Here is a 25,283-nt window from a genome sequence, read left to right as displayed (position 1 = left end):
ACGGCCCTTCCTGACGAGAGCGGGCCGGGGCCGGCTCAGCCCTGCGACACCGGGACGACATTTCTACTTTGCACGCCAGGCGACACTTTAACTTGGTGACAACATGACCTGCGGGCGGGTCGGGGACGATGGCTGCCCTCGCTGGGCGTTCAGTCCTCGATCAGATCCTCTCCCAGGATCCGCTCTACCAGCCAGTGATGCGGATGGCCGGGCAGCCCCTCTCCAAACCGGCGGATCAGCTGTGAATAGCCGAAGCCTGCTTCGGACGCTTTGCAGATCTCCTTCTGCGTGTCCATCGTGCGCAAGGCGAGGCCTCCGCCCTTGGGGAACATCTCTAGATTCAGGGCGGCAAGGCGATCACGCAAGCTTGCCCATGAGGTCGCGCCGCTCACTGCAGCGGAAACCGAGGACCTCAACTCTTCGAGTTCCTGCTCGCTCATTGCACTGGACGCCGCGCGAGGTCCAGATCCCGCAGATCGCCCGGGGGTCGTGCAATCGTGCGTCCGGATGAAGTCCGTCACGGCTTTGCGGATGATGCTGCCCAGCGTGACATCATATCGGCGCGCGAGGGCACGGGCTTCATCCGCCAGCACCCTCGGCATGAGTATCCTGATCTCTTCGTCCGGTTTAAGCATATCGTTCGTCTCGGTGTCGTTCGCATCTCGTCGCGGGATTGCAACCCGTTTCAGGCATCGAAGGATGAGCCTGGATCCTGCTCTCTTTGGATGTAGATCTCTTGCTTGATCGAAAATATATAACTTGCAGCATGTCGACCCATCCGAATGGTTACGGGCCCGCAACCAATGCTCGGAGCCAAGCGCAAAAGTTTATGGAACCGAGCGTCGAGCTCAAGAGGGATAAAAGGATCTGACTACATCAGAGAGGTGCTTGCAACAAAAGATCAAATGCGCTTACGCAAAATTTCCTGATGCTTGCTACAGTGCTGCTGTGGCAACCAGCGGCAGAAGGCCTTTCATTCAACGATTACCAGAATGTGCCATGTCCCCAGCATCCGATAAGGAAGTGAAGACTCTGTCAGAACTGGCCCCGGCCGGTTTCTACATCGGCCTTCGGATACACTTCGTGGCCCCCGAAGTGGAGATAAACCACTTCCCCGCCCCCCTCACGAGCAGATACGTCGCGCGAGGGATGGCCCTCAAGGATCCGCTGTTGCAATGGACCTTCATGAACTGCGGGAAATCGCGGTGGAGCGCGCTTCCAGCTGAGGACCCCGCAGGCGTCATGGTCGAATATGGTCAGCATGGCCTCACATATGGATGCGTGATCAGCATTCTCTCCTTGTCGGATGGATATGTGAGAACCGTGGGGATCTTCGGGAGAGCCGATCGGGAGTACACCGATGAGGAAATGCTCAGGATCGAAAAGCTGCTCCTTGGGATGCACCGCAGGAGGACTGCGCCCCGCCTCACTACCTCTCAGATAGAGGCCTTGCGCCTGCTGGCGGACGGCTACCGCTACAAGCGCATCGCTCACATTCTCGGGATCACGGAGAGCGCGGTAAAGGCGCGGCTCAAGTCGGCCGTGTCACAAACGGGTGCGAGGACGCCGGTCCAGGCGCTGCAGATCGCGATGAATGCGGGTCTCCTGTCGCAAGGGGTACTCAGCGCAACGGGGCGCTGAAGCCCCGCGATATTCTCAAAGATCGCCCAAACTTCCGGGGTCCGCGATTTTCTAAAGTTCAAGCATCGCATCTTGCGGCTCTTCAGCGCCGGCACCCGGTATTGGTGCGTTGCGAAAAGAGATCTTACCTGCTTTCACCAGCCATCCTATCAGTTTGAAACTGGGAAGGTCTAGCTGAAGACGCGCGGGCATATGCGAGAAAGGTAACATGAAAATTGCTCTTTTTCACGGGCAAGCCCTGATCCGCGAGCTCCTCGCAGCCTACATCGAACGGTCGATCGACGCCCAGGTTTTCCAAGTGACCGGCATCGACCAGCTTCTGACCCTGACCAGCGAACACGGGCCGTTCGACCTCTCGATCATCAATTGCCCGCCCGACCTATGGGGAATGGAACCGATCAGGCGCTGTCTCGAAGCCAGTGGTGGAAAGCCTGTTGTCCTGATGTCCGGGTCGATCGACGCCGACATGATCCATGAAGCTCTCGATCTCGGTATCGCAGGATACTTCCCCCTGTCCATGGGGGCGGCCTCGATGATCAATGCCATCGGGTTCGTGCTTTCGGGAGAAAAATACGTCCCGCCTGTCCTGATTCTGGACGCCAATATCTATGAGATCGGCAAGGTCAGGCTGACGCGTCGGGAACGCGAGGTGCTGAACCTGATCGGAGCAGGAAAGACGAACAAGGAGATCGCCCAGAAGCTGGGCCTGGCGGAGGTCACAATCAAGATGCATGTCCGCGCCCTCTGTTTGAAGTTCGAGGCCCGCAATCGAACGCAGCTGGCGGTGAACACAGGTGTCGGTCTGCGTCATGTCGAAGATTTCCACGCTCCTGTAGTGCCCGCCGCGCTGTTGACCGCCGACCAGTCCGTTCCGGAGGCAAGGGCAGGAGGTTGTCCTGAAGAGGACAAGGTTCCGAAGACCCAAGGGTAGCGCCCATGCACTCCGCCGCCCCTCGCAGGCGAAATGCCGCAGGACTTCCCGATCGGCGGGACCCTGCTGCTGGCCGCAGCGGACGTGCGGCGTTTCTGGTTCGACGATATCGAAGCCTGGCTGAGCGGGTTCGACGCCCCTGTCGTTCAAGTTGCGGGGCCAATCGTGATGGCGGAATGGCTCGATAGCAACCTCTGGGGCCTTGGAGCCTTCTATCCCGGTGCCGAGAAGGTGATACTGGACTGGCAGACCGCGCCTCATGCGAGGATATGGGTCGATTGTGTCAGAAGATCCGGATAAGATATCCGCAACTGACGCTTCTCATATCCGGAGATCCGTGGCGGTCGGATGATGATCCTTGCGGACCGGCAGACCGCGTCACGCTGCAGGTTCCCTGCTCCCGGGGCGAGTTCCTCGCCGCGGTGGAACAGGCGCGTGGCGCCCATCCGGTTTCCCGTCCGCCCCCACCCCGGTTGATCGGGACGCTTGAACGGAGAGAGGGCGGGGCCGCTTCACCGCAGCATCATGTGCTGCCGCGCGATCACCACCGCGTGCGTCCGGTTCTTGGCTCCCAGCTTCATGCAGATGGCGCGCATCTTCATCTTGATGGCACCTTCGGTCACGTTCAGCGTGAAAGCGATCTGCTTGTTGGTCCGCCCGTCCGAAACCTCTTCCAGGATCTGCAACTCTTCTGGCAGAAGATCGAAACTGGGGCCATCCGCCTGCGTTGTTCCGCCTCCATTTGTCAGCCACGCAGGAACGTAACTCTCACCGGAGGCGATGAGGCGCAAGGCGATGGGCAAGGCGCGCAGCGGGAGTGTTTTCGGAATATAGCCTCTGGCGCCTGCCTTGAAGGCACTCATCACCACATCGCGCGTAAGCTCGCCCGCTAAAATCGCTACGGCTCCGTTGGCATTTGACGTCGCTACTTCGCGCAGAGAATCGAGCCCGCTCATGCCCGGCATCTGCAGATCGAGCAGGATGACGTCGAACCCGCCTCTTTCTTCGATCTGCTTGAGCACCCCTTCGCGGCTGCCGGTCACCTCTACCGAGAACCCTCCCTCCCGTCTCAGGATTTCGCTGATGGCATCCCGAAGCAATTCGTGATCGCCCGCCACCAGCAGCGACACGTTTTGTTCCTGATCGGTGCCGCCGGATTGCGATCCTGAATACATCTTTGGTTTGATCCCTCAACATGACGCGGTACGATGGACAATCGAACAATTGAAGGATCATGCCAAGTTACTGCATGACATAGAAGATGATTAACTTAGGATGCTTCCGGCAACCCTGAAGTGAGCTTCAGGCTGCGCAAAGCAAAAATGAAAGATACGCGCGGCGTTATTTCCGGCCGATAGTAAGCGGAGAGCAATCTTTAGTTACCATTCAGACTGGTGCTGCCGATCCACAACAGGTCTTTCCGGGGGAGTGGTGTCAGCCCCGAAAGATGCCGGCTTGCCGCATATCATCCTCTCTTCGGATACCGCAGTCGAAACGAATGCCTGCGTTTCAGCTCCATAGAGAACAGGATTTCGAATCAGAGCCCTTCTATGATGAAGAGGTGCATGGGTGCGGCTGACGTGACCTGGCGCAAGCCCTGAAAACTGCCTTGGATTCTGTTTCATGACAGATTTGACGCCCGGTGATCGGCCGGGCGTCCTTTTCATTGGACGTCTTGCGGTCAGTTCTATGGGTCACACGGAACGGCGGCGTTGCTCGCGCCTTCCCGATGCCTGGCCCAACGGCTCGCAGCAAGAGCATCATCGGCCAGCGCTCCGGCGATGTGGCATCCGAGTCGGGTTCGGGTCTGGCAGGGGCGCCAGGCATGATGCCTGCATGCTTTTCTGGGACTGGCCGTTTGGCATTCGGCGCACCCCTGCAAAGCTGCGGTTGCGCCCATTTTTTGGGCTGCGCACAACCCTGTCTTGCCTCCCCGAAACGCACGAGCAACCCCGAGGGGAAGCCGAAAGAGTTTTGTGACGCGCACCTTAGGAAGTCTGACCTCCCTGCCCGGCAGCATGGCATGCTTCGCCTCGTAAGGCCTATCAAGTCATTCATCACCACAGGTTCTTAGTCTCGGAGGCAGCTCCATGAAACGCGATGCCCTTGCCGACACTTTTTCTGAACTTGCCGAGGACTGCTCTTCCTCAGATTTTCCCCGTGCCGATACTCTTTCGTGCTCTGCCGGCCCGTGGCTGCGCCCCTTCGGGGGATGGGCCCTCAGGGCCGCCTTCGAGATCGAGCAGCGGTCAGGGATCCGGCTGCTTGCCCCGCTGTTCGCAGCCGACGATCTGCGCCGAGCCGCGGTCTTCACCGCTCTGGCAGCCTGGTACGACCCGGGCAGCGAGTACCGTCATCTTCTATCGGACGTGACCGCCCCGGAATTCGCCCAGTGGCTGCTGACGGAGGATCCCGAGGAAATCGCACGGATCCTGGATGGGAGCGCGGACGAGCCCCTCACAAGACTGTCACGGCTCGGCGGTCAACCGTTGGCCGCTGCCGAGCACTACCGCAGTTCGATGCTCTTTGGAGCACGAACCCTCTCAGCGGGAGAAGCCGAAGGCGCCTTGCCGGAAACGAGCCCGTGGCAGGCGAAGATGCAAGAGCCGGGGATCCGGCCGGATTTCCCGCCGGATCCCGCGTGACGCCTCAGAAGCGGTAGGTGAGGCTGGCAGTCGCCGACTGGATCGAGGTGTCGGAGCTTGCCTTGACGTCCGCACCCGCGACATTCCCGTCGAAAATCGTATAGTCGTCGAATTTGGTGTAGCGATATTCGAGCTTCAGGCCGATCTTCTCGGTCAGGCGGGTCTCCATCCCGGCCCCGATCGTGAGACCGGTATCGGAGAAATCATAGCCGCCCGATGTCACGCCGGAGACGGAATAATCCGCCTCGAACTTTGCACGGGTGAGGCCGGCAAGGCCGTAGATCATGGTGGTGTCCGAGGGGAGATAGCCCAGACGTGCGGTCCCCGCCATCATCGACTTGACCTTGATGTCGTAGGAGGCGTCGAGACTGAGCTCGCCATCGAGCGACAGGTCGGCGTCATTGTCGATATTGCCGAAGGCATAGTCCAGCTGACCCGCGAGAATCCATCGGGGTGCCAGAGCATAGGCATAGCCGGCCTCCAGCGACAGGAGCCCCCCCTGGCCGCCGAGATCAGGCAGCTCGAGCGCACCGCTTTGCCCTTCCGCGAGATCGGCATCTCCCGAGATGTCATAGTTGGTGCTGCCGTAGCCCAGGCCGCCGCCGATCCAGAAGCCCGACCAGTCGTAGGTTCCGCTGGGAGCCAGCGCTGTCACGGGAGCCTCCATCGGAACCACGATGGGTCCGCCCGCCAGCGCCACGGAGGAAGTCGAGAGCAGAGCCAAGGCTGCCGCTCCGAAGAGAAAACCATGTTTCATGATACTTTCACCATCCACTTCACGCTTTCCGGGGAAAAGCAGGGCGATACTCTACCGCTCTTGGGGAATTTGAAGGAGCGCAAAAGTATTGAGGCGGGAAGGCAACATATAACCTAAAGATGGCCAGGACGATTTATGAGCTTCATGGACGAAATATGGCAAAGCTTTAGTTTCAGATCATTGTCTCCTTTGTCGACGAGATATTTCAATCGGTAGAGATTTGCCCCGAAGGACGGTCGCTGAAAACCTAAGAGACCGGAATTCCCTGCCGGAGAGACCGGCTTTGGGAGAGTCTGTGAGCCGCAGCCCTCGGGAAAACACCCTGATGATGTAGAAAGGACACGGAATTCCGTAAGGTCCGGACGGCTCTGGAACGCTGCGGCGGGACCGAATCCCCTTGATCCGACCAATGTCAAGCTGCGGTAAGTTCATCTTTCGACTGGCCGGCGTTCTGCCTAATCTGATGTCAAGGGCTGCAGAGCCCCTTCGGCAATTTCTCCATCGGGCGCCCTGGAGAAGCAGTTCCCGGACATGCGAATGGGGCGGGAGCAGAAATATCGGCTCGAATGCGGCAACCGGAAGCGGCTTCCGGCGTTCGGGCGGTGGACGCACTTATACAGATCGGACCTGAATGATACGCAATCTCAAGGACACACCTCCGGAGCCCGGCGCGGTCAGGCTCCCCCTCATCGAGGGATGGGCTCTGGATGCCGCCCGGGAACTGGAACGGCACGCCGGGGTCAGTTTCGTAGCGCCACTGTCGGCCGCGAGCGAGCCGCGGCGGGCTGTGGCCCTCCTGGCACTTGCGATCTGGATCGCTCCGACGCCCCAGCAGCAGGCCCTGCTGGCGGAAGCGAGCCTGGAGGAATTCGCCCATTGGCTGCTCACGGAAGATCCGCGCGAGATCGCGGAACTCCTGGAGGGACATGCCAGCCTCTACGAAACTCCGGCTGAGGACGGGCAAGTTTCGGCGCATGGGCCGGTCCTGTACAGCCCATCCGCCTGAGGCCTACGTCGCGTCGCCGACCTCATATTCCAGTGCCGGGAGCCGATCCCACGCGTCACGCAGGATCAGCTGCCGCGGCGGCCCTTGGCTTCCGGTTCGTATCGCGGATAGGCGACCTGCCATCGAGGCGGCTCATGTCTTCGACCTGGCGAGCATCTCGAAGGACCTGAGAGGCCCGGTCAGCGATCGGGTCAGCCAGGGCACTGTTACCAGCAAATGGTGCAATATCCTTCGCAGCGAGGCCACAGGAGGGCATCCTGCCACCAGGTCAGCTTTGCGGAAGTTCGTCGCCTGTCCGCGGCAGCACGGCCTGGCCGTAGTGTCGCGGAAATCGGAGATCCAGGCCTCGCCACGCTGGGAGGGATGGCCGCGTACTATCTGGCTGGGTGAGCGGCTGCACCGTGATCTTCAGCGCCCGGGATACCGTCTGCTGCAAGGCGCAGGGACATCCACCCAGCCCTCGAAGCGGGCTGTGGAGGATGCCTGGGACAACTTGAAGAGGCTGTCACTCTGTGCAAAGCGCACTCTCTCCTCCAGAGAGTGACCGTATGATTCTCGACCTTTCCGACGAAGACCGCGCCAGCTTGAGAAATGCGCTGGACGCCAAATCCCCCGAAGTCGTCCAGGCTCGCATGGCCAATGCCCTGCTTCTTCTTGCCGAGGGTCTGTCCATCGAGGACGTCGCAGGCCTTCTCTATCTGCCCGAAGAGACGGTTGCGGACTGGTCCAAGCTCTTTGCCCGGCGCAGCCGACGCAAGGTTGCCTGATATCCCGATCCCGCATGTCGCGGATGCAGGCGGGACGGCCGCGATTGCGCCGACATTCTCATCGCCCCATGTCGTCGTGGAGCAGGCTTGTCCAAGGGGCTGTGGATCGGTTCTCCGGGACCTGAGCGGACTTGCCTCACCCTTCACGGCTCGTATCCCCGACGCCGCTTTGCCTCGGCGAGTTTCATGAGGGCCGTGATCGCCACGCCCTCGTCTTCATGGAAGTCGACCCGCTCCCGGCCATGCGTCCTGATCCGTCCCCATGTCCGAACGAGGGTCACGCGACCGAAAAGGTCCCGTTGAACCGTCATTCGGTAAAAGCGCCACAGGTTGCGTGCAGTATCGATCCGCTGCAGGTGCAGACAGGTCGGGAAGACCTCAAGCTGAACGCCATCATCGGGCATGACGAACCTCGACACTGAGCTTCGTCACCGTATCGAGCGGCTCTCGCCCTTTCCAGCGCGCTCTCCGGCGCAGCTTCGCCTCTGGAAGGCGGGGTGAGGCGTCCTGTTTGCGATATGGCTCTTCTTCGTGATGGCGGACACCGAACCGGCCACCAAGGCGGAAGCACTCCCTTCAGGAAAGCCACAAGGGTTCAATAAGGCTTGCTCTTTGGAAGAGGCCACAGCGGTCATGAAAGCGGACAGAAAGCAGGACAGGGGGCACTTTCCGACGATGGCGAGACGACAGGCTTGTTCGAGCCCCTCATGGTCTCGGAAGGCCGCTCCCCCCGTGCAGGCCTGAACGATCTCGTGCTGGAGCTGGCTGGAAAAAGTCGCCGCCTTTCGCAGCGGCTTGCCGGCCTCATACTGCAGTCTCGCACATCGCCCCAGCCATGGGCGAGCACCTGCAGCGCCAGGACGAGCACCAGCAGGAGCTCTGCACGAAGGTCCATCATCATCTGCTTTTCAATGCAGCATCGGCCGGCGTCCCAGTGCCCGGAAATTGTTTTTCAGGCGATCGAGGCCGCGAAGCGTCAGCCGCCTGTCCTCGATCTCGGCCGTGATCCGCATGACGAGCCGCTCGAGGTCAGATCCGGTGGGATGGCGTGCCTGAAAGACGGTGACGCGGTCGAGGAGCGGCGCACTCAGCCCCTCCAGACCGTTGGCCGTCAGGATCCATGTCACGTGACTCACATCGATCGGAGCCTGAAGGTAGGGGCAGCGGTATCGCGCCGCGGTCGAACGCTGCAGGAAAGGCAGGAGCGCCAGGCGAGGATCGCCCCCTGAGGAGCTCGTCTGTCCCTTCTCGACTTCATCGAAAATCACGCAAGGGTTGGCCACGCCGCTTTCATGGATGAGCCTCACGGCCTCTCCCGGGTGGGAGGAGTTCCACTGGAAATCGCTCCCCCCGATCGGGAAGCTCGCCGTCATGCTGGCCCCCTCCAGGCGCGACCAGGGAAGGCCCGCGAGTGCAGCCAGCCGTTCGGCCATCCAGGTCTTGCCGCAGCCGGGTGGCCCGACCAGCAGCAAGGGCGGAAGGCGAACCCATCCGAGCTCGTTGAGACTGTCGAGGGCCCTCTGCCAGGCCCATTCGAGCGGCTGCCCAAGCCAGGGGCTCTCCGCGAAAAGAGCGGCAAAGAGGTCGTCCACCTCATCGCATGTCCTCGGGCCTGCAAGCCTCTTCGGTCGGGCCAGCGCCTCGCGCATGGCATCCCGGCCGCGCCGATCCTCCCCCGATTTCGCAGGAGCTGTGTGCAGCAGGATGTGGCCCTCGGGGACGGTGTGATCCGCAGCAGCAGCGAATGAGGCCCCCGTAAACAGGTCCCCTTCGGAAAGATCGTCGACCAGCAGCATGAGGCGTGCGCGCACCTCCATGGCGAGGTTCCCCCACAAGGGATCGGCATGCTGCAGCGCCCGCAGCCGCTCTCTGACGGTCGCTTGCGGTTCGGCACAGGAGCGACTGAAAAGAAAATTGTAGGTCTCGAGACGGCTGGGCCGTTTCAGAAAGCACAGCCTCTGCGCGTCGTCATGATGCGCCGAAGCGTTCATCTCCCGCATCAGCGCCCACGCTCGTCGGAAGCCGGAGGGCGTCGGCAGAGGCTCTTCGGCCCCCCACATAAGCATGAGATCTTCGTCGGAAAAAGGCACGTCCACCACCACCCATGGTCATGATCAGTCAAGACGGGATTGGTAGGAGGCGAGGGATTCGAACCCTCCCGTGAACGGTAATCTGCCGCTTAAGGGTGTATAAATCCCTCCCGCGCACCAGCGCCGCCTCCCCCGAAACGGGAGATCAGCGTATCGAGTGGTGGGCGTTCTGGATGGACATGCCGAAGATTCTGATGGGAGGCAAATCGGCTGTCAAGATGGAAACTCTGATGGCGATGATCCCGGCCTTTTCGTCCGGGCGTGAACCACGGAGGGCTCTGTCGCGGGGAATCAATCACTTCAGGCGCTATTCATGATCGACAACGGCGCAGGTTATCGATCATGCAAGAGCTTGTCCGATGGAGCTGGCAGCAGTCTGACTGGCGCCATTGGCGCTTCCGCCCCGAGGCTCTGGAGGAGCGGGGGTTCCTGCTGAAACCTTGGGGCATGGATAGGCCCGGAGACAACCGGCATGGCTTCAGGATGGTCACGGTAGCGTCCGACGGCCCGCGGTCACGCACAGCCCTAGCATCTAAGTCCTTGTAATTCATCATTTTGGTATCACATGCCAGTATCACAGCCATGATTTTACCAAAATCATACTATTCAATAAGTTAGTCAAAAAAATCTAACCCGGGGCTTGGCTGCAGCCAAGGAGCCGGCGCCCCTTCACGATTTTCACCACAAGCCTCCTCCGGACGGGAAGTCCACGTCGACAGAAGCTGTAGGAGGTCTCAGTGGAGACGAGCGTGTGGCGCGGGCGGGCGGCAGCGCTACGGGTGAGATACCCCACCAACCGGGACACGATCTCGGGCGACCCTGCCACGACCTTCGCGGCCTGGATCCGCTGCCTTTGCCTTTGTCTGACATGGCCGGATCGCCTATATATTCGCCATCCGCATCTCGCATCCGGACGATCACGATGCCCGAGCCCGACCCTCAGAAATTGCTCGGAGAGGCGATGAACCGCTATCGCCTCGAGATCATGGACAACATCTCCGAGGCCCGGTTGTCGGGCATGCCGCTGCCGGCGCAACTCCGTGTGGTTGGCGCGGCGGTCATGGACCGAACGGATCTGGCAGGCTTCCGTCTTGGGCTGAAACTCCTGCGCTGCTCAAGAGAAGTGACGATTTCTCGGTGATGTTGACGGATCTGCAGGCCCGTGTCGCTCGGATCATGGCTTCCAACCGAAGCGCCGAAAGCTACTTTGCGGGCGGCGCCGTCCTGAACCAGCATACGTCGCGCCAATCGGACGATCTCACGGATACGGACGAGATGATCCCGGATATCGTCCAGAGGGACGTCCGCTCCCTGGAAGACGCCGGCTATGAAGTGACGATCGACCTGGAAATCTACGGCTGTACCGATGCCACCGTCCGGGGAGGCGGAGCGGCAACCCAGATCCAGTGGATGAGCGAGACCCGGATGAGGTTCTTTCCACTGCAACCGGACCCGGCATGGGGTCTACGCCTGCATCGGGCCGATCTTGCCGTCAACAAGGTCACGGCCGCCTCCACGCGCCGTCAGGCCCGCGATATTCTCGATCTTGCATTGATCGGGGAAAACTACTGTCCGCTCGGCCCGCTGTTTCTCGGCGCTGCTCTGAAACTTGGCGTCCTCTCTCCCTTGGCCCTGCTGAACAACGCCCGGCAGAGGGCCGTATCGGCTTCGAACGAAGAACTGGAAAGCCTGCGAGGCGTGCCAGAGGGCTGGACAGCCGGAATCATCAAGATGATCGTTCTCGAAAAGCTGGACCGCGCCGAGACGTTCCTCCGCGAGGTTCCGGACAGTTATCTGGATGGCCTGCCCGTCGGCAAGGACGGCATTCCGCTCGAGCGGGAGGCGTTCGAGGTAAGGCCCTTGCAGGACGGGGGCGGAAGGGTCCCCACTTTTCCCGACGCTGCCCCCGAGTTCGCCTGAAGATCCGGACCGACGGCGCAGCATCGGCTGGCGCTTGAAAGCGCGTGGCCTGCGTCCCGGATCCATCCTCGCTACGGGCGACCGCAATGATGTCTTTGGCTGAGCCGCGACCGGGACTACCAGAGTGGCGCCTCATCAATCGGGGGCACCTCCAGCCGGTCCGCGAGATCCAGAAAGGACCGCGGCAGGGCCGAGAGAGCAGAATCATTGAAGCTCAGCCCCAGATGGCGCACCGCAAGCTTCGCGACCAGGCGGGCCTGCTCGCCATCGCGGCGGCGCTTGGCCGGGTCCCGCGTCGGGTCGTTCTCCAGGATCCATTGCTTTTGCAACGCAAAGGCCCGTGGATCGATCGTCACGATCCTGACCGGAAGCCCTTTCTCATCAAAGGTCGTCGCGGAGAACTTTGGCACGTTGAGAAGCCATCGGCTGCTCTCTGTCGAAACCGCCACGAGGTCGTCCGGAGCTGCAGACATCCGCGCCGGCCCCTGTCGCATGACGCGATCATAATCCAGGGGTTCCAGCAGATCGACCATGTAGCCGTCCTTGTTAGCGGCTGTATAGCTGCGTCGCCCAACCGGCTGGAAGGATCTGTCGACGGACTGCAACGCTCCGATCAGACCCCGTTCCCCCACCTCTCCCGACATGACGAGCTTCCGACGTGCATCGTAAAGCACGTCGACATCCCCGGTTGCCAGCATGCCGGCCTCGATGCGGACCGCGGCCGCCGCCTCATAGGCATAAAGCGCGTTCGTTCCGAGTACGAGGAGAGTCCGTCCGAGCCATCCCAGATCCTCGAATTTGCGGATCACCCGTGCCGTCAGGAGGGGAACCCGGCCGAGGCCCCGTGCGCGCAGGACAGGGGCCTGCTCCTCGAGCAGCTTTCGAAGGCTCTGCACCCGCTCTTCGGCAGCGGCCTTCCCCTCCTCGAACTTCCGCAGCATGTTCTCGGTTTCCGGGCTCCGTCGGCCGCACGACCTCCTGCCGGTGCCGCGGAAAGGACGCCGGATGAGATAATCCGCATCCCCCCGGGCCTCGAATTTCATCGAGCCGCCGTAGCTGTGCCGGAGCTCGGCCAAGGCCTGCCGCAGCAGGCGGTAGCGTTCGCGTGCATCGATCGCATCCCGGACCGCGTCTCCGCTCAGATCGCTGAAAAAAGCCATTTTTGCCAACTCAGACCAAAATCTCGTTTCCAGTTGGCAAATGTATTTTTTTCCAGTGTCTTATCAAGACTCCTGCAGAACACCGCCAGCATCTTCGGTTGCTCCACCCGACTCCTTCCTGATGATGCTCGCCCCCGCCCAACCGGTTCCGGGTCGAGAACAAGCCTGCTGCAGGTCGTCATGCAGCCCCTTCGCCGGCCAGTCTCCCCCGCGGCATGCGGAAGAACCTCGGCTTTCCAGGGCCTGATGCGCGGCCGAGGGCGCTGAAGGAGGGCTGATCCCTCATCCATGGCGCATCCAGCGGAGAAGCCCCGCGGCGGAACTGCGGGCGCCACCGGACGAACTGCGACCTGAAGCGGCCCGATGGGAAGGACTAACCTTGTGCCTCGTCCCGGTATTTGCGGACGATCTTGCCCAGAATGACCAGAACCTCATCCCGGAAACCTTGGCGCATGTCTTCCTCAAGTTCCCGATCTACCCTTGTCAGCAGCCCAGACGCCGCAAGGACAGAAAGAGCGGTACATCCGGAAGGGTGAAGGGCAAGGTACTCTGCCCTTTCGACCGGCCGGTCGTGAAACCATTTCAGGGCAAGACGTCCCGGAACCGGCATCCGGCAGAGAACGTAGCGGGCGAAGGACGGGCTTTCCCATTCCAGGCCTCGACCATGGAGCAGGATCCGGCGGGCACGCGCGACGGCCAGCTGGCCATGCTCTGCAAGCCAGGGCGGAACATCCTGCCCCTCCCCGGAGGAGGGGATCGACCGGCTCACGAAGTCGAGCAGGGAAGTGACACCGGAACCTTCGGGCGCCTCGACCGTCACGGCGGGAATACAGGCAACGTCCGGATCCATGGTCAGCATCCGGTCCCCGCGATCGGATTGCTCGGATCCCGCGGGATGTCCGGCGATCGCTCCGGAAAGAAACCCAGGTCCATGAGAATTTACCATCCCGTGCGGCTGACGGATCCTGGGAGGCTCGCACCGGCAGGAGGAATCTAGAAGCGCGCAAAAGCGGCGTCCGATGATCTTAGGATGACCCGCCAACCTCACTGGATTGCAGCCGTCCGCCTTCCGGCCTCCGATGTACGGGAATCGTATCTTCCGGCGCGAGGATCGCATCGATCGGACTTCGAGACTTGGCCGTCCCTTATCCGTTCGCTCCCCCCCTGCCCCCGAAAGAGCTGTAGCTCCGGCGAAAGCAGGATCCGACGCTGGGAAGAAGCCGACGAGCCGTGGAAGTAGTCCTGCTCTCCTTGAGCAGAACCATGCCCCGGGATGTCTTCGATCAGCCGCCGGGGCGCGGACAGGGCCTCATCCCAAGGCGTTGTTCTGGCGTTAGCCGCGCCATCCGGACCCGCCGTAATTGCCATGCCCGGTCGGGACCTTGAACTCTCCGAACCGATCGGAAGCCCCATCGCGGCCTCCTGCTCGCCCGGCGCGCAGGTCACACGCTGAAACCACCGGAAGCCGGCTGGGGGCGGCTCGTCCAATCCAAGCTGAGCCGGATAACGTCTGCGAGCGGCGCCCTGCGGCAAGCAGACGCCGCCCCTCCCTCAGGCGGATTCCGGGGCCTCCTGAGGGACGCGCTCCACGAAGAAGCTCAGCGCCTTGCTTCCGCGCCGCGCCCGCAGCACCAGATGGCCGCTCGGCCGGTCGACATACTGCGCCAGATAGCGGCCGAGACTTTTCGGGGAAAGCCGGTCCGGACGCTGGGTGGCGCCTGCCATCAGGGCTCCGAGCCTGCGGTTGGCCGGATCCTCGATCAGCATGCAGACATCGACCGAGCCGAAGGCCTCGCCGCCGAAGGCCTCCATCAGCCCGGCGAGCAGGGCGTGCAGGTCGATCACCTCCTCCGTCTCGGCCACGGCGCGGACAGCCTGGGGCACCGGATCGGCGAAGAAGCCGTCGGTCAGCTGCGCGGCATGTCGCACCGCCGTGCGGATCAGGCGGTCCCAGACCGGATAGGAGGCGAAGGTATGAGCCGGCCTCGGCAGATCCGCAGCCTGCGCCGTCCTGATGAGCGCAAGGCTGGCTGCCACGATTTCCTTGTAGAACGTCATGACCTGCTCCCGCGGGCAGAAGTCGAAGGCCCGCTCATGGGGGCGCTCGACCTGCGGATCGATCCGCCAGGCGATCGTCCGGCGCCGCAGTTCGGCGCTGAACTGCAGGTTGACCCCCGTGACGCCCAGGAAGATCTGGGTGGGCAGGCCATTGCGCATCACGTTGGATCCGAGGAGCCGGTCCGACCAGTATTCGCCCGTCAGGAAGGCGCTCAGCTGGGGGGAGTCGAGCAAGGTCCGGCAATTGTCGAAGAGGAGCGTGGAGTCGCCGGCAAGGGCGGTGCTGGTCAGCAGCTTGCGCATCTCCGCCTGGTCCCCGTCGAAGGGCGCCGCCACGCTCACCGGCTCGCCCGCAGCGAGGCTGGCCACCGCCTCCAGCGCCAAGGTCTTGCCGCAGGCGTGGTTGGGAGCGTCACTGGCAACCAGGGGTGCCGTCGGCAGGGACGGACGAAGGATCGCGGTAAAAATCGCCGCCAGAAGGGCTCCGCGCGAAGCCGCATCCACGAAAGGAAAGGCCGCGAAGGGCTTCCAGATCATTTTCAGGGCGGCTCGTGCATCCTCCTGCGAAAGGGTCAGGGGGATCTCGGGCCACTCCTCGGGATCGTAGTCCAGATAGAGGCCCTCGCCCGCATGATGGCCGGGCCGCGTGAGCAGTTCCCCCCGGGCGTTGAGGGTCGGGCGGCGCAGAATGAAGGTCAGGCGGCGCAGGCGGCGCTGCGCGCCGAGGCTCAGGATCTGGCGCAGAAGCCTCGACGGCGGATCGGAGGGCTTCATCCTCCCCTTTGCGTCGGCCTTCAGGAACAGGATGTCTCCCAGCATGAGTTCGAGCCGGTATTCGTCGATCGGCTGGCGCTTGCCGTCATGGATCGTGACGAGGAGGTCGCCGTGATCCATGAAGCGGCTGTCGCCGCGCATGTGGGTGAGCACCGCCTCCGTCGCCTCCGCCATCCGGCCAGGATGAAGCTCGACGATCGTTGTCCGCCGCTCGAGCCGATAGCTCGTTCCGCCATGCGCCATCGAATGCAGGACCGGAGTTCTCCCGTCGAGGAACAGACAGCCGACGGGAGCCCGACCGTTGTAGTCGGGCTCGATCGGGTCGAGCGTGATTGCCCGGTGATAGCCGATCCGGTCGGCGAGGATGGCCTCCACGGTCACCGGCGCGAACTGCACCTCGCCGGCACGCCGGACGAAGAGCAGGAGGCCCGGGCCGAGAACGGCATTTTCCACCGCGGCAAGGAGTTCCTCCCGCGGCTCCCGTGCCTCCGGCCCGGCCCCGAGATCGCGCAACAGCCCCGGACGAAAGTCCTCGAGCCAGACCGCTCGCTGTTCATCCGCCGCCTTCTGGGACAGCGCCAGGGCGCGGTCGCGCGTCGCCTGCACCAGAGCCTGGGCGGCCGCATCGAGAGTAGGCAGCAGCGCCACGCTGTCCCAGAGGTCCGCGCCTTCCGGATTGACGATCACCGGCGCGCCCCGCCGCTGCTCAAGCCCGTTGGCGCAGATCGCCCCAGCCGCAAACACCAGCCGGCTCGGCTGCCAGACCGTGCTGTCGATCGGGCTGCGCAGCAGACGGGCGCCATTCGAGGCGATCCGCACATATCCCTGGTCGCCCAGCCAGAGGAGATCGGTCAGGACCTTGCCGATGCGCGGGATGTCCCGCGCGTCCTTCACGGGGATATAGAGATGCAACCCCCGCGCGCCGGTCAGATCCTCGCCAGTGTCCGTCCGGCAGATGTGCGAGGAGGACGAGGGCAACGCGAGGATCTTGACCTGCCGCAGGCTTGGCGCGCAGGCGTAAAGCCGCTCGAGCAGATCCTCCCGGGAGAGGCAGGTTCCGTCCTGCAGACCGTCGTGGTCGATGAACAGGAAACCCGCCCCTTCGGGATAGACGAAATTATCAGCCGTCCGGGCAATATCTCCTTCACGGAGATGCGCGCTTAGCATCCGCCGGGTTACAATCGTCGTGGCGGACTTGATCTGGGGCACGCCGAGCATGAGCGCCTCCGCCGGCGTGAGCCGGGAGATCACCTCTGCCAGGGCCTCGATCCCTTCGAGCTCCAGCGTCTCTACCTGACCGCGAGAGAGCGCCGCCACCACCGTCTTCGTCAGGTTGCCGTCGCGCAGATCATACCGCTTCGACAGCTCCACCGGCCTGACTGCCTTGACCTTCGTCACCGAGAACATTGTGAGTTCCATTCATTTGCGATGGCACAAGCGTCGCAGAACGGAGCATCCCGCACGCTCCCGCGGGAGGCGGCACTCAGAGGATTGACTTTTGATCGGAGGTATGAATGAAGGCCAGCCGCTTCCCGCGTCAGCCCTGCGCTATCTCCTGGTCCGCTCGGTTAATGGACAGTTTGACGCTTTGGCGCTTTGATCCAGCCACTTGATCTTTCTTGCCTCTTCCACCACCACCGCCACCGTCGTTCGAAGTGCAGGACTTCAAACCGGCAAACCGCAGGGAACGGATGGAAAAGGATTTCACGGCATCGCTGACTGCCACTCTCGCCCAGTCCGGCGGAGCCGCAGGCACCCTCGACACGGCCCTTCTCCTTCTCATGAATACCGTCCACATCGCCGAGCCGGCTTCATTCGACCTGCTCCTCGGGCTTTCGGATGGGCGCCTGCCGTCGGGGCCAGCGCTGGAGACGCTGTCTCAGCTCCCCGGCCTGAAGGCCACCACGCGCACCCTGACCACAGCCGGAACGGTCAAGTCCCTGCCAGAACCGAAGCAGAGCCGTCCAGTCGCGACCAATTTCCTGCGGGGGATGGGGTTCGTGCTGCAGTACCAGCGCTGCCGCCTGGCAGCTACCGGCAAGCGCCGTGATGAACTGGTCGAAGCCTATATCGGACGCTATCCCCGGCTGAACAGATACGAGTCGCTGGCAAAAACCGCTTCTCGCTATCACACGAAGCTCAAGGGGGCCGGCCTCTTCGCCAGTGCCGAAGCCACGAAGGATTTCGTACGCTCTGTCCTGCATGCACTGACAGGCCCAGGGCTGGCCCGACCGGGTGACGCGGTCGATACATTCAGAGACATTGCGGAACGCGCGCGCCTCGGGATCGCGGAACGGATGACGGACGGTCTCGCAAGCCAGGTGATCTGCGCGCTGTTCGACTTCCATGCGCATGAGGCTCAGGACATCCAGCGGACCATCGAAAGTTTGAAGGGCGCCTCCAGCGTCACCTCCCCCGATTTCGGCATCCTGCCCCGGCTGACCGCCGATATCCTGCCACCTGCCCTGTGGGCGGTCCGCAACCAGCCCTTCCGCTGAGAGGACATGCCGCCGCTCAGAAGATCGGGGCAACGCCCGGTCTGGGCGAAGGCTCAGCGGCGGCGAGAAACCGCGCGCTCCGTTGCTCGAGGATCGTCCTGACCCCCTCCACGGTCTTCGTGGCCACGAGACCCGCATAATCGTGGCTCTCGAAGCGACGCAGGGTCACCAGCGAAAGCCCGGCCGCCGAGCACAAGTCTTATGGGTTGGGCATGTGGGGTGATGTCCCCCCCTTACACGCCCCGGAAGGCGAAAATGCCGCGGCATCCCCCTCCACGCGCATGAACATCCATCGCGGTCGTAAAGCTCGCGACTGACAATCTAAGCGGGTAAATTTGCCCCACCCATCATCCGAAGGATAATTCCCATCCAGCAGGGGCCGAGAAGAATCCTCCAAAGATCACGGAATTTTTAAAAAGGTGCGGGATTCACGCGGACCGTATCATCAAAAGTTGCACGGTCGATAACTCTTGGACAGTTTTTGACCTCCACATCAATAAGTATTGGATTGCCCTGTTCGCATGAGTGTCAACACGACCAATGTCGTGCGAGCCATTATAAAAACAGGTGGCGTCCCTCTCTGCGTCCACCATTCAGAGGTCGAGCAATGAAAGACGCTACTGGGCAGCCTCATGTGGCGGCAGGGGCAATGCAGAGGTTTCGCCCTGGGGCCAAAGGGTCGAAGTATGGCCTTTGGGGCGGCGTTGCCTTGGTTGCCCTGACGACTGGCGCGGCGGGAGCCGAAATGGCCATCGTCGGAGACGTGACCATCACGGGGCACATAAGCGCGGGAAGCATCTCCGCGGCAACCCTCGAAGGCGCCCTCAACGTCACCGGTCCCAGCGTACTGAGCGACGCCAGCGCGACCTCCCTCTCCGTCAGCGGCACCTCGCAGCTCAACGCCCTAGCTGTTTCCGGCGCCAGCACTCTGCAGAGCGCAACCGTTCAGGGCAACGCTGCAATCGCGGGCGCACTGAACGTGGCCGGACAAAGCACCCTCGGCGACGCGCGGATGCAGACCGCCACCGTTCAGAAAGCCCTTGCCGTCAACGGACCGATGGGCGTGAGCGGCACGGCGAGCTTCGGGTCGGATCTGGAGGTAGGAGGCGCCGGACGCTTCGGAAGCGCCAGCGTCGCGGGAACCACTTCGACCGGAGCCCTTTCCGTCGCCGGCACCTCACAACTCGACACCCTCGTCGTGTCGGGAGCCAGTACGATGGCAAAGGTCGACGTGCTGGGCCCGCTGGCCGTAACCGGGGCCGCCGGCTTCGGCGATCTCGTTGCCAAGGACATGAGGACGGAAGACCTGCACGTCACCGGCAACCTGACCATCGACGGAAACCTGTCGCTTCCCTCGAAGTTCTCCTTCGGAGAGCTGGAAACTACCGGAAGCAGCCGGCTGGCTGATCTGCAGACGACCGGTCAGGTTGCAATGAACAACGCCGGCTCCAGCTTCACCTTGGGCTCGTCCGGCATTCTGGCCACGACCGCAGGGGGAGCCCGGGTGCAACTGACGGACACGGCCGCAGTCCTTACCCATGGCGGCAATGGCATCACGGCCACGGCCAATGGAACCACCCGGATCACTGCCATACACGAGGCAACACTGCAGGGAGGTAACACCACCCTTGCCCTGACCGACACCGGCGCCCGCCTTTCCGGATCCGGCAGCGCACCCGCCCGCCTGTCGGGGATCGCCGACGGCGTGGAAGACAATGACGCCGTCAACGTCGGGCAGCTGAATGACGGGCTTCGGGAGGTGAGTGCGGGCGTCGCGATGAGCATGGCGATGGCACAGCTTCCAGCTCCCCTCGACGGCAGCAATCACTCCTTCGGCGTGGCCGTCGGTGGGTTCGATGGCCAAGAGGCGCTGGCCTTGGGGGGAACTGCCATCGTGAACAACAATGTGACGTTACGTGGCGCGCTCAGCCATGCCGGCGGCAAGACGGGTGCCGGTGTCGGCGTCGGCTGGAGCTTCTGATCCCCGTATCTGGCAGAGGCACTGCGAACGCCGCCGGGCCGTCACTTCGGAAACAGACTTCTCATGATCTATCTCGGCCCCGTCATCGTCCTGCTGTTCTTCGTCATATTGCTCCTGCTGCTCTTCACCCTTGCGACCTGGTCCTTGCGCAACAGCTGGTATGCCTCCGCGGCATGCCTGCTGATCACGGGGTTGATCGCAACCTATCTGGCCTCCCTGCAATCGGCAGCCATTGATCGCCGACAACGGCTGCTGAAGAGCCTCGCCATGCCGGCAGGCAGCCCGGTCATCATCAATCCGACCACCAGGCTGCTCGAAGTCGTGGCCCAGAAGCGGGCCCTGATCTACATCTACGACATTTCCGATCGCAAAGCGCTGCCGACGCGGGCGGATGCAATTCAGCAAAATTGCCGCGCCACCAACCTCCGCGCGGCACTGGAACTCGGCGCCCGCATCGAGCACCAGTACAGAGCCGGAACGACCGAAGCATTGCGCATCATCGTGCAGCGCGAAGACTGCTTCTGATCGCCACTGCAAGGACTCAAGGCACTCTCGAACGAGCACTTCGCGCGTAAGCGTTCAAGAGGCTCTTGCGCAGTCGGACTCGAGCGCCGGCCGGGCGGCATAACCCCTCCAGCAAGCGCAGCGGTACGGACCGATCCGTATCAGTCCGCTACATAGGCGCGGGCGCCCTCCAGATCGAACGACGACCCATGGTCGGGAAGCGACGCGCGCAGGTCTGCCGGCGGAAGCCAGCCCGGATCGATGCCCCGCATGTCGGGCAGCTCATGCGCAATGCCCTTGTGGCAGTCGATGCAGGTATAGCCCTCGGTCTGGATCAGATATTGCGTGTGGATCTGCGCCGCGCGGTCCGTCTGGCGGGTGAAGTCCATCGCCACTTCGGAGTGACAGTTCCGGCATTCCAGCGAGTCGTTCGCCTTCAGCCGCGCCCATTCGTGTTCGGCCAGCCGCAGACGGTTGTCGAGGAACTTGCGACGCGTGTCGATGGTGCCGAAGAGATGGCCCCAGACCTCCTTCGATGCCTGCATCTTCCGCGCGATCTTGTCGGTCCATTCATGCGGAACATGGCAGTCGGGACAGCCCGCGCGCACGCCGGAGCGGTTGGTGTAATGGACGGTCCGCGTCAGCTCCTCGAAGACGTTCGACTGCATCTCGTGGCAGGAGGTGCAGAAGGCTTCCGTGTTGGTGGCCTCGAGGGCCGTGTTGAACCCGCCCCAGAACAGGACGCCGCCAACGAAGCCTCCGAGGGTGAGGAATCCCACGCTGAGAAAGCTAGAGGGCGAGGTGGCGATGGACCAGAACCGGCGGAGGAACGAGGGCAGGCGCATGTCATTCCGCCTCGTTGCTGGCCGGCATCAGCGTGAGCATGTCGCGGAATTCGTTGGTGACGAGCGGCTGCGCGTTGGTCTGCGGCACATGGCAGGCGGTGCAGAAATAGCGGCGTGGTGAGACGTCGGCCAGCATCTGCCCCTCGCGATCCTGGAAATGGGTGATCGAGATCATCGGCGCTGCCACGAGGCCCGAATACTGCCGACGGTGGCACTCGAGGCAGCGGTTGGCATTGACCGAGAGCTGGTAGCCCTCGATCGAATGCGGGATCACCGGCGGCTGCTCGGGATAGTTGCGGCCCACGCGGCGGTCGTCGGTGATGGTCTCCGGCAGGGGCGGTGCGGCCACCTCGCTCATGGGCCGGTCCGCACCGGTGAGACGTGGCGCGTCCTGTGCCAAGGCGGCACCTGCACCGAGCGCGACGAGAGCTGTGGCCAGGAAGCGGAGGGTGGGATGCACGCTCATGGTCACACCGCCTCGATTTTCACGGCACATTTCTTGAAGTCCGTCTGCCGCGAGATCGGATCGTTCGCGTCGAGCGTCACCTTGTTGATGAGCTGGCTCGCGTCGAACCAGGGCACGAACACCACGCCGCGCGGCATCCGGTTGCGGCCTCGGGTCTCGAGCCGCGTGCGGATCTCGCCCCGCCGCGAGATCACCCGCACCTCGGATCCGCGATTGAGCCCGCGGGAGCGCGCATCCTCGGGATGCATGAAGCAGACGGCTCCCGGGAAGGCCTTGTAGAGCTCGGGCACGCGCAGCGTCATGGAGCCGGAGTGCCAGTGCTCGAGTACGCGCCCCGTCACGAGCCAGAAGCCGAACTCCTCGTCTGGGCTCTCGGCGGGAGGCTCGTAGGGCACACCGAGGATGACCGCGCGTCCGTCGGGCTTGCCGTAGAAGCGCAGCCCCTCGCCCGGCTTCACATAGGGATCAAAGCCCTCGCGATAGCGCCAGCGGGTCTCCTCGCCCTCGACCACGGGCCAGCGCAGACCGCGCACCTCGTGATAGGTGTCGAAGGGAGCGAGATCGTGGCCATGGCCGCGTCCGAAGGCGGCATATTCCTCGAAGAGGCCCTTCTGCGGATAGAAGCCGAAGAGCGCGGCCTCGTGGTTGGCATGGTCGGGGTTCACGTCGCTGGCCGGGAACCGGTCCACCGAGCCGTTGGCGAAGAGCACCTCGAACAATGTCTTGCCGCGATAGGCGGGCGCTGCCGAGAGGATCTCCTCGGGCCAGACCTCGTCGGTCGTGAAGCGCTTGGAGAATTCCATGAGCTGCCAGAGATCCGAGCGCGCCTCGCCCGGCGCCTCGACGAGCTGGTGCCAGAAGTGGGTGCGCCGCTCGGCATTGCCATAGGCACCCTCCTTCTCGACCCACATGGCCGCCGGAAGCACGAGATCGGCGCAGCGGCCGGTGACGGTCGGATAGGCATCCGAGACCACGATGAAATTCTCGGGATTGCGGTATCCCGGATAGGTCTCCTGGTCGATGTTGGGGGCGGCCTGCATGTTGTTGTTGACCTGCACCCAGTAGAAATTGATCTCGCCGTCGTGGAGCTTGCGGTCCTGCTCGACCGCATGGGCGCCCACCCAGTCGGGGAGAAGTCCCGCGGGCAGCTTCCAGATCTCCTCGGCGTGCGCGCGGTGCTCGGGATTGGTCACCACCATGTCGGCAGGCAGGCGGTGGGCGAAGGTGCCCACTTCGCGCGCGGTGCCGCAGGCCGAGGGCTGGCCGGTGAGCGAGAAAGGCGAGTTGCCGGGCTCGGAGATCTTCCCGGTCAGCAGGTGCAGGTTGTAGACCATGTGATTGGCCCAGACCCCGCGGACATGCTGGTTGAAGCCCATGGTCCAGAGAGACATCACCTTGCGGTCCGGATCGGCGTAGAGTTCGGCCAGCTCCTCGAGCAGCGCCGGCTCCACTCCCGAAATCTCTGCCGCTTTTTCGAGCGTGTATTCGGAAACGAGGGCGGCGAAGGTCTCGAAATCGGTCGGCGTCATCGCACCCGCGTCCGCCGCGCCCTTGGCGGCCAGCTGAAGCTGGTGCTCGGGGCGCAGCCCGTAGCCGATGTCGGTGGCCCCCAGCGCGAAGTTGGTGTGCCGGTCGACGAAGTCCCGGTTGACCCGGCCGGTGGAGATGATGTGGTGGGCGATGTAGTTCAGGATCGCGAGGTCGGTGCCCGGCCGGAAGATGATGGGCGTATCGGCCAGATCCATGCTGCGGTGGGTGAAGGTCGACAGGACCGCCACGCGCACATGCTCGTGGCTCAGCCGCCGGTCGGTCAACCGGCTCCAGAGGATCGGGTGCATCTCGGCCATGTTCGAGCCCCAGAGCACGAAGGCATCGGCGGCCTCGAAATCATCGTAGCAGCCCATCGGCTCGTCCATGCCAAAGGTGCGCATGAAGGCGGTGGCGGCCGACGCCATGCAGTGGCGCGCGTTGGGGTCGAGATTGTTCGATCGGAAGCCCGCCCGCATGAGCTTGGAGGCCGCGTACCCTTCCCAGATGGTCCATTGCCCCGAGCCGAACATGCCGACGGCCTTCGGGCCCTTCTCCTTCAGCACGCGCTTGGCCTGGGCTGCCATGACATCGAAGGCCTCGTCCCACGAGACGGGCGCGAACTCGCCCTCCTTGTGGTAGACCCCGTCCTTCATGCGCAAAAGCGGCGTGGTCAGCCGGTCCTCGCCATACATGATCTTGGACAGGAAATAGCCCTTCACGCAGTTGAGGCCGCGATTCACTTCGGCCTGGGTGTCACCGTGGGTCGCAACCACCTGCCCGTCGCGCGTGCCCACCATGACGCCGCAGCCGGTCCCGCAGAAGCGGCAGGGCGCCTTCGACCAGCGGATCCGCAAGGCCTCCGCCCCGCCCGTGACAGGCTGGGCCAGTGCTGAGACCGGCAGACCTGCCGCGGCCGCTGCGGTGGCGGCGGCCTGAGCCTTGATGAGATCGCGCCGTGTGAGGGTCATGCCTTTTCTCCCAGAGTCTTCAGGGCCTCCACCTGCTCGTAGACCATGCAGGCGGAATGGACGCCCTCGAGGAGCGTCAGTTCGGTCAGGGCGGCGCCCGTGGCGCCCCGGCTCTCGGTCTCGATCAGGACGACGAGGCGTCCCTCGCCCGCCGCGGCAACTTCACACCCGGGCACGGCCATTACGCGCCGGACGACAGCGGCCTCCTCGCCGGGCCTCACGCGCAGGATGGCGCTCGAGATATGGGCCTCGGGCTCACGCATGGGCGGGCTCCCGGAGATGGATCGTCAGCGCCTCGGCCGGGCAGACCGAGAGGCAGGCGCCGCAGCCGGTGCAGAGGCTCGGCGACAACTCCGGCAGAGCGGGCCCGCCGATCCGGGGGCGGAGGCGGATCGCCGCCTCGGGGCAGATGTCGGCGCAGGCCATGCAGGCCACGCCATCCTGCGCGAGGCAGCCCTCCGTCACCGCGGCCAGATGGGCGAAGGCCGGCCGGGCGATGTCGAACACGGGCGCGGGACAGGCCTCGGCGCAAGCACCGCAAAAGCTGCATTCGGTGCCGGCAAAGGCGATCTGGGGAAGGCCTGCCTCCATCCGCACGATCCCTGCCGGACAGGCCTCGGCACAGGCTGCGCAGCCCGTGCAGCGGGCCATGTCGGCCTCGCGCGTCCAGGGCGGCCGGATGGGGGCGGGGCGATCCGTCAGGCGGACGGCGAGAAGATCGCGGCGGGATACGGACACGGCT

Annotated in this window: 26 protein-coding genes; 11 read left to right on the top strand and 15 right to left on the bottom strand. The window is 63.4% G+C overall.

Going from position 1 to position 25,283, the window contains the following annotated elements; all coding sequences use genetic code 11:
* Window positions 1-149: 149 nt before the first annotated feature.
* Window positions 150-635, bottom strand: coding sequence for a hypothetical protein (locus RSP_RS22530; RefSeq protein ID WP_011331414.1), 486 nt, complete (start codon window positions 633-635; stop codon window positions 150-152).
* Window positions 636-999: 364 nt separating this feature from the next.
* On the opposite strand from RSP_RS22530, the gene RSP_RS20855 reads away from it, so the two are divergent.
* From RSP_RS20855 to RSP_RS20845, 3 genes are all read left to right on the top strand, one after another.
* A complete protein-coding gene (locus RSP_RS20855) occupies window positions 1,000-1,641 on the top strand; it encodes a helix-turn-helix transcriptional regulator (protein WP_011331413.1) in 642 nt (213 codons plus the stop codon).
* A 208-nt stretch (window positions 1,642-1,849) separates the two neighbouring features.
* The gene (locus RSP_RS20850) at window positions 1,850-2,572 is read left to right on the top strand and encodes a response regulator transcription factor (protein WP_011331412.1); all 723 of its coding nucleotides are present in this window, start codon (window positions 1,850-1,852) and stop codon (window positions 2,570-2,572) included.
* 33 nt (window positions 2,573-2,605) lie between these two features.
* Window positions 2,606-2,872, top strand: a complete 267-nt coding sequence (locus tag RSP_RS20845) for a hypothetical protein (protein WP_011331411.1) — start codon at window positions 2,606-2,608, stop codon at window positions 2,870-2,872.
* Between the two features lie 212 nt (window positions 2,873-3,084).
* Here RSP_RS20845 and RSP_RS20840 read toward each other — a convergent pair whose 3' ends face one another.
* Window positions 3,085-3,747 (bottom strand): response regulator, encoded by a 663-nt coding sequence (locus RSP_RS20840; protein ID WP_011331410.1) that lies wholly within the window; start codon window positions 3,745-3,747, stop codon window positions 3,085-3,087.
* Between the two features lie 915 nt (window positions 3,748-4,662).
* Between RSP_RS20840 and RSP_RS20835 the strand changes: the two genes are divergently transcribed.
* The gene (locus tag RSP_RS20835) at window positions 4,663-5,217 is read left to right on the top strand and encodes a hypothetical protein (RefSeq protein WP_011331409.1); all 555 of its coding nucleotides are present in this window, start codon (window positions 4,663-4,665) and stop codon (window positions 5,215-5,217) included.
* Between the two features lie 4 nt (window positions 5,218-5,221).
* Here RSP_RS20835 and RSP_RS20830 read toward each other — a convergent pair whose 3' ends face one another.
* The gene (locus RSP_RS20830; protein ID WP_011331408.1) at window positions 5,222-5,974 is read right to left on the bottom strand and encodes an outer membrane protein; all 753 of its coding nucleotides are present in this window, start codon (window positions 5,972-5,974) and stop codon (window positions 5,222-5,224) included.
* A gap of 631 nt (window positions 5,975-6,605) precedes the next feature.
* Here RSP_RS20830 and RSP_RS20825 point away from each other — a divergent pair.
* Together RSP_RS20825 and RSP_RS20820 are read left to right on the top strand one after the other, a co-directional pair.
* Complete coding sequence (locus RSP_RS20825) at window positions 6,606-6,980, top strand: hypothetical protein (protein WP_017140494.1); 375 nt, start codon at window positions 6,606-6,608, stop codon at window positions 6,978-6,980.
* Between the two features lie 548 nt (window positions 6,981-7,528).
* Window positions 7,529-7,747 (top strand): hypothetical protein, encoded by a 219-nt coding sequence (locus RSP_RS20820; protein ID WP_017140495.1) that lies wholly within the window; start codon window positions 7,529-7,531, stop codon window positions 7,745-7,747.
* A 143-nt stretch (window positions 7,748-7,890) separates the two neighbouring features.
* Here RSP_RS20820 and RSP_RS20815 read toward each other — a convergent pair whose 3' ends face one another.
* Both RSP_RS20815 and RSP_RS20810 read right to left on the bottom strand, forming a co-directional pair.
* A complete protein-coding gene (locus tag RSP_RS20815) occupies window positions 7,891-8,151 on the bottom strand; it encodes a WGR domain-containing protein (protein ID WP_030002946.1) in 261 nt (86 codons plus the stop codon).
* A gap of 504 nt (window positions 8,152-8,655) precedes the next feature.
* The gene (locus RSP_RS20810; RefSeq protein ID WP_017140497.1) at window positions 8,656-9,849 is read right to left on the bottom strand and encodes an AAA family ATPase; all 1,194 of its coding nucleotides are present in this window, start codon (window positions 9,847-9,849) and stop codon (window positions 8,656-8,658) included.
* A 910-nt stretch (window positions 9,850-10,759) separates the two neighbouring features.
* Between RSP_RS20810 and RSP_RS20805 the strand changes: the two genes are divergently transcribed.
* Together RSP_RS20805 and RSP_RS20800 are read left to right on the top strand one after the other, a co-directional pair.
* Window positions 10,760-10,978, top strand: a complete 219-nt coding sequence (locus RSP_RS20805; protein WP_017140498.1) for a hypothetical protein — start codon at window positions 10,760-10,762, stop codon at window positions 10,976-10,978.
* A complete protein-coding gene (locus tag RSP_RS20800; protein WP_011331406.1) occupies window positions 10,978-11,757 on the top strand; it encodes a hypothetical protein in 780 nt (259 codons plus the stop codon). Before RSP_RS20805 ends, RSP_RS20800 begins: the two co-directional genes overlap by 1 nt.
* Before the next feature lie 116 nt (window positions 11,758-11,873).
* Here the strand turns inward: RSP_RS20800 and RSP_RS20795 are convergent, their stop codons facing one another.
* From RSP_RS20795 to RSP_RS20780, 4 genes are all read right to left on the bottom strand, one after another.
* Window positions 11,874-12,917 carry a nucleotidyltransferase family protein gene (locus RSP_RS20795; RefSeq protein ID WP_011331405.1) on the bottom strand — a complete coding sequence of 348 codons (1,044 nt, stop codon included), beginning with the start codon at window positions 12,915-12,917 and terminating at the stop codon, window positions 11,874-11,876.
* Window positions 12,896-13,099, bottom strand: a complete 204-nt coding sequence (locus RSP_RS20790; RefSeq protein WP_147176022.1) for a hypothetical protein — start codon at window positions 13,097-13,099, stop codon at window positions 12,896-12,898. Before RSP_RS20790 ends, RSP_RS20795 begins: the two co-directional genes overlap by 22 nt.
* A 191-nt stretch (window positions 13,100-13,290) precedes the next feature.
* Window positions 13,291-13,776, bottom strand: coding sequence for a hypothetical protein (locus RSP_RS20785; RefSeq protein WP_017208417.1), 486 nt, complete (start codon window positions 13,774-13,776; stop codon window positions 13,291-13,293).
* A 692-nt stretch (window positions 13,777-14,468) separates the two neighbouring features.
* Window positions 14,469-17,168, bottom strand: coding sequence for a DNA primase small subunit domain-containing protein (locus RSP_RS20780; RefSeq protein WP_011331404.1), 2,700 nt, complete (start codon window positions 17,166-17,168; stop codon window positions 14,469-14,471).
* 272 nt (window positions 17,169-17,440) lie between these two features.
* On the opposite strand from RSP_RS20780, the gene RSP_RS20775 reads away from it, so the two are divergent.
* Entirely contained in the window at window positions 17,441-18,247 is an 807-nt protein-coding gene (locus RSP_RS20775; RefSeq protein ID WP_011331403.1) for a hypothetical protein, read from the top strand.
* 16 nt (window positions 18,248-18,263) lie between these two features.
* On the opposite strand, the gene RSP_RS20770 is transcribed toward RSP_RS20775, so the two are convergent.
* Window positions 18,264-18,416 carry a hypothetical protein gene (locus RSP_RS20770; protein ID WP_227590678.1) on the bottom strand — a complete coding sequence of 51 codons (153 nt, stop codon included), beginning with the start codon at window positions 18,414-18,416 and terminating at the stop codon, window positions 18,264-18,266.
* 576 nt (window positions 18,417-18,992) lie between these two features.
* Here RSP_RS20770 and RSP_RS20765 point away from each other — a divergent pair.
* Both RSP_RS20765 and RSP_RS20760 read left to right on the top strand, forming a co-directional pair.
* The gene (locus RSP_RS20765; RefSeq protein ID WP_227590677.1) at window positions 18,993-20,228 is read left to right on the top strand and encodes a YadA C-terminal domain-containing protein; all 1,236 of its coding nucleotides are present in this window, start codon (window positions 18,993-18,995) and stop codon (window positions 20,226-20,228) included.
* 63 nt (window positions 20,229-20,291) lie between these two features.
* The gene (locus RSP_RS20760; RefSeq protein ID WP_011331401.1) at window positions 20,292-20,753 is read left to right on the top strand and encodes a hypothetical protein; all 462 of its coding nucleotides are present in this window, start codon (window positions 20,292-20,294) and stop codon (window positions 20,751-20,753) included.
* Between the two features lie 140 nt (window positions 20,754-20,893).
* Here RSP_RS20760 and napC read toward each other — a convergent pair whose 3' ends face one another.
* Genes napC through RSP_RS20735 form a run of 5 tightly spaced genes read right to left on the bottom strand, consistent with a single transcriptional unit; the run spans window position 20,894 to window position 25,279 of the window.
* Window positions 20,894-21,577, bottom strand: a complete 684-nt coding sequence (napC, locus tag RSP_RS20755) for a cytochrome c-type protein NapC (protein ID WP_011331400.1) — start codon at window positions 21,575-21,577, stop codon at window positions 20,894-20,896.
* A gap of 1 nt (window position 21,578) precedes the next feature.
* Entirely contained in the window at window positions 21,579-22,043 is a 465-nt protein-coding gene (locus tag RSP_RS20750) for a nitrate reductase cytochrome c-type subunit (RefSeq protein WP_011331399.1), read from the bottom strand.
* 2 nt (window positions 22,044-22,045) lie between these two features.
* Entirely contained in the window at window positions 22,046-24,541 is a 2,496-nt protein-coding gene (gene napA / locus RSP_RS20745) for a periplasmic nitrate reductase subunit alpha (protein WP_011331398.1), read from the bottom strand.
* Window positions 24,538-24,804 carry a chaperone NapD gene (locus RSP_RS20740; protein ID WP_011331397.1) on the bottom strand — a complete coding sequence of 89 codons (267 nt, stop codon included), beginning with the start codon at window positions 24,802-24,804 and terminating at the stop codon, window positions 24,538-24,540. Before RSP_RS20740 ends, napA begins: the two co-directional genes overlap by 4 nt.
* On the bottom strand, window positions 24,797-25,279 hold the full coding sequence (locus RSP_RS20735) for a ferredoxin-type protein NapF (protein WP_011331396.1): 483 nt from the start codon (window positions 25,277-25,279) through the stop codon (window positions 24,797-24,799). Before RSP_RS20735 ends, RSP_RS20740 begins: the two co-directional genes overlap by 8 nt.
* Between the last annotated feature and the right edge of the window lie 4 nt (window positions 25,280-25,283).

This window comes from Cereibacter sphaeroides 2.4.1 (assembly GCF_000012905.2).
Taxonomy (GTDB): domain Bacteria; phylum Pseudomonadota; class Alphaproteobacteria; order Rhodobacterales; family Rhodobacteraceae; genus Cereibacter_A; species Cereibacter_A sphaeroides.
This window is presented reverse-complemented; position numbering and strand designations above follow the sequence as displayed.

Bases quoted from the DNA above. Each gene is read 5' to 3' on its own strand.
- RSP_RS22530 (WP_011331414.1), bottom strand. From the start codon at position 635: ATGCTTAAACCGGACGAAGAGATCAGGATACTCATGCCGAGGGTGCTG.
- RSP_RS20855 (WP_011331413.1), top strand. From the start codon at position 1,000: ATGTCCCCAGCATCCGATAAGGAAGTGAAGACTCTGTCAGAACTGGCC.
- RSP_RS20850 (WP_011331412.1), top strand. From the start codon at position 1,850: ATGAAAATTGCTCTTTTTCACGGGCAAGCCCTGATCCGCGAGCTCCTC.
- RSP_RS20845 (WP_011331411.1), top strand. From the start codon at position 2,606: ATGCCGCAGGACTTCCCGATCGGCGGGACCCTGCTGCTGGCCGCAGCG.
- RSP_RS20840 (WP_011331410.1), bottom strand. From the start codon at position 3,747: ATGTATTCAGGATCGCAATCCGGCGGCACCGATCAGGAACAAAACGTG.
- RSP_RS20835 (WP_011331409.1), top strand. From the start codon at position 4,663: ATGAAACGCGATGCCCTTGCCGACACTTTTTCTGAACTTGCCGAGGAC.
- RSP_RS20830 (WP_011331408.1), bottom strand. From the start codon at position 5,974: ATGAAACATGGTTTTCTCTTCGGAGCGGCAGCCTTGGCTCTGCTCTCG.
- RSP_RS20825 (WP_017140494.1), top strand. From the start codon at position 6,606: ATGATACGCAATCTCAAGGACACACCTCCGGAGCCCGGCGCGGTCAGG.
- RSP_RS20820 (WP_017140495.1), top strand. From the start codon at position 7,529: ATGATTCTCGACCTTTCCGACGAAGACCGCGCCAGCTTGAGAAATGCG.
- RSP_RS20815 (WP_030002946.1), bottom strand. From the start codon at position 8,151: ATGCCCGATGATGGCGTTCAGCTTGAGGTCTTCCCGACCTGTCTGCAC.
- RSP_RS20805 (WP_017140498.1), top strand. From the start codon at position 10,760: ATGCCCGAGCCCGACCCTCAGAAATTGCTCGGAGAGGCGATGAACCGC.
- RSP_RS20800 (WP_011331406.1), top strand. From the start codon at position 10,978: ATGTTGACGGATCTGCAGGCCCGTGTCGCTCGGATCATGGCTTCCAAC.
- RSP_RS20795 (WP_011331405.1), bottom strand. From the start codon at position 12,917: ATGGCTTTTTTCAGCGATCTGAGCGGAGACGCGGTCCGGGATGCGATC.
- RSP_RS20790 (WP_147176022.1), bottom strand. From the start codon at position 13,099: ATGACGACCTGCAGCAGGCTTGTTCTCGACCCGGAACCGGTTGGGCGG.
- RSP_RS20785 (WP_017208417.1), bottom strand. From the start codon at position 13,776: ATGCTGACCATGGATCCGGACGTTGCCTGTATTCCCGCCGTGACGGTC.
- RSP_RS20780 (WP_011331404.1), bottom strand. From the start codon at position 17,168: ATGGAACTCACAATGTTCTCGGTGACGAAGGTCAAGGCAGTCAGGCCG.
- RSP_RS20775 (WP_011331403.1), top strand. From the start codon at position 17,441: ATGGAAAAGGATTTCACGGCATCGCTGACTGCCACTCTCGCCCAGTCC.
- RSP_RS20765 (WP_227590677.1), top strand. From the start codon at position 18,993: ATGGCCATCGTCGGAGACGTGACCATCACGGGGCACATAAGCGCGGGA.
- RSP_RS20760 (WP_011331401.1), top strand. From the start codon at position 20,292: ATGATCTATCTCGGCCCCGTCATCGTCCTGCTGTTCTTCGTCATATTG.
- napC (WP_011331400.1), bottom strand. From the start codon at position 21,577: ATGCGCCTGCCCTCGTTCCTCCGCCGGTTCTGGTCCATCGCCACCTCG.
- RSP_RS20750 (WP_011331399.1), bottom strand. From the start codon at position 22,043: ATGAGCGTGCATCCCACCCTCCGCTTCCTGGCCACAGCTCTCGTCGCG.
- napA (WP_011331398.1), bottom strand. From the start codon at position 24,541: ATGACCCTCACACGGCGCGATCTCATCAAGGCTCAGGCCGCCGCCACC.
- RSP_RS20740 (WP_011331397.1), bottom strand. From the start codon at position 24,804: ATGCGTGAGCCCGAGGCCCATATCTCGAGCGCCATCCTGCGCGTGAGG.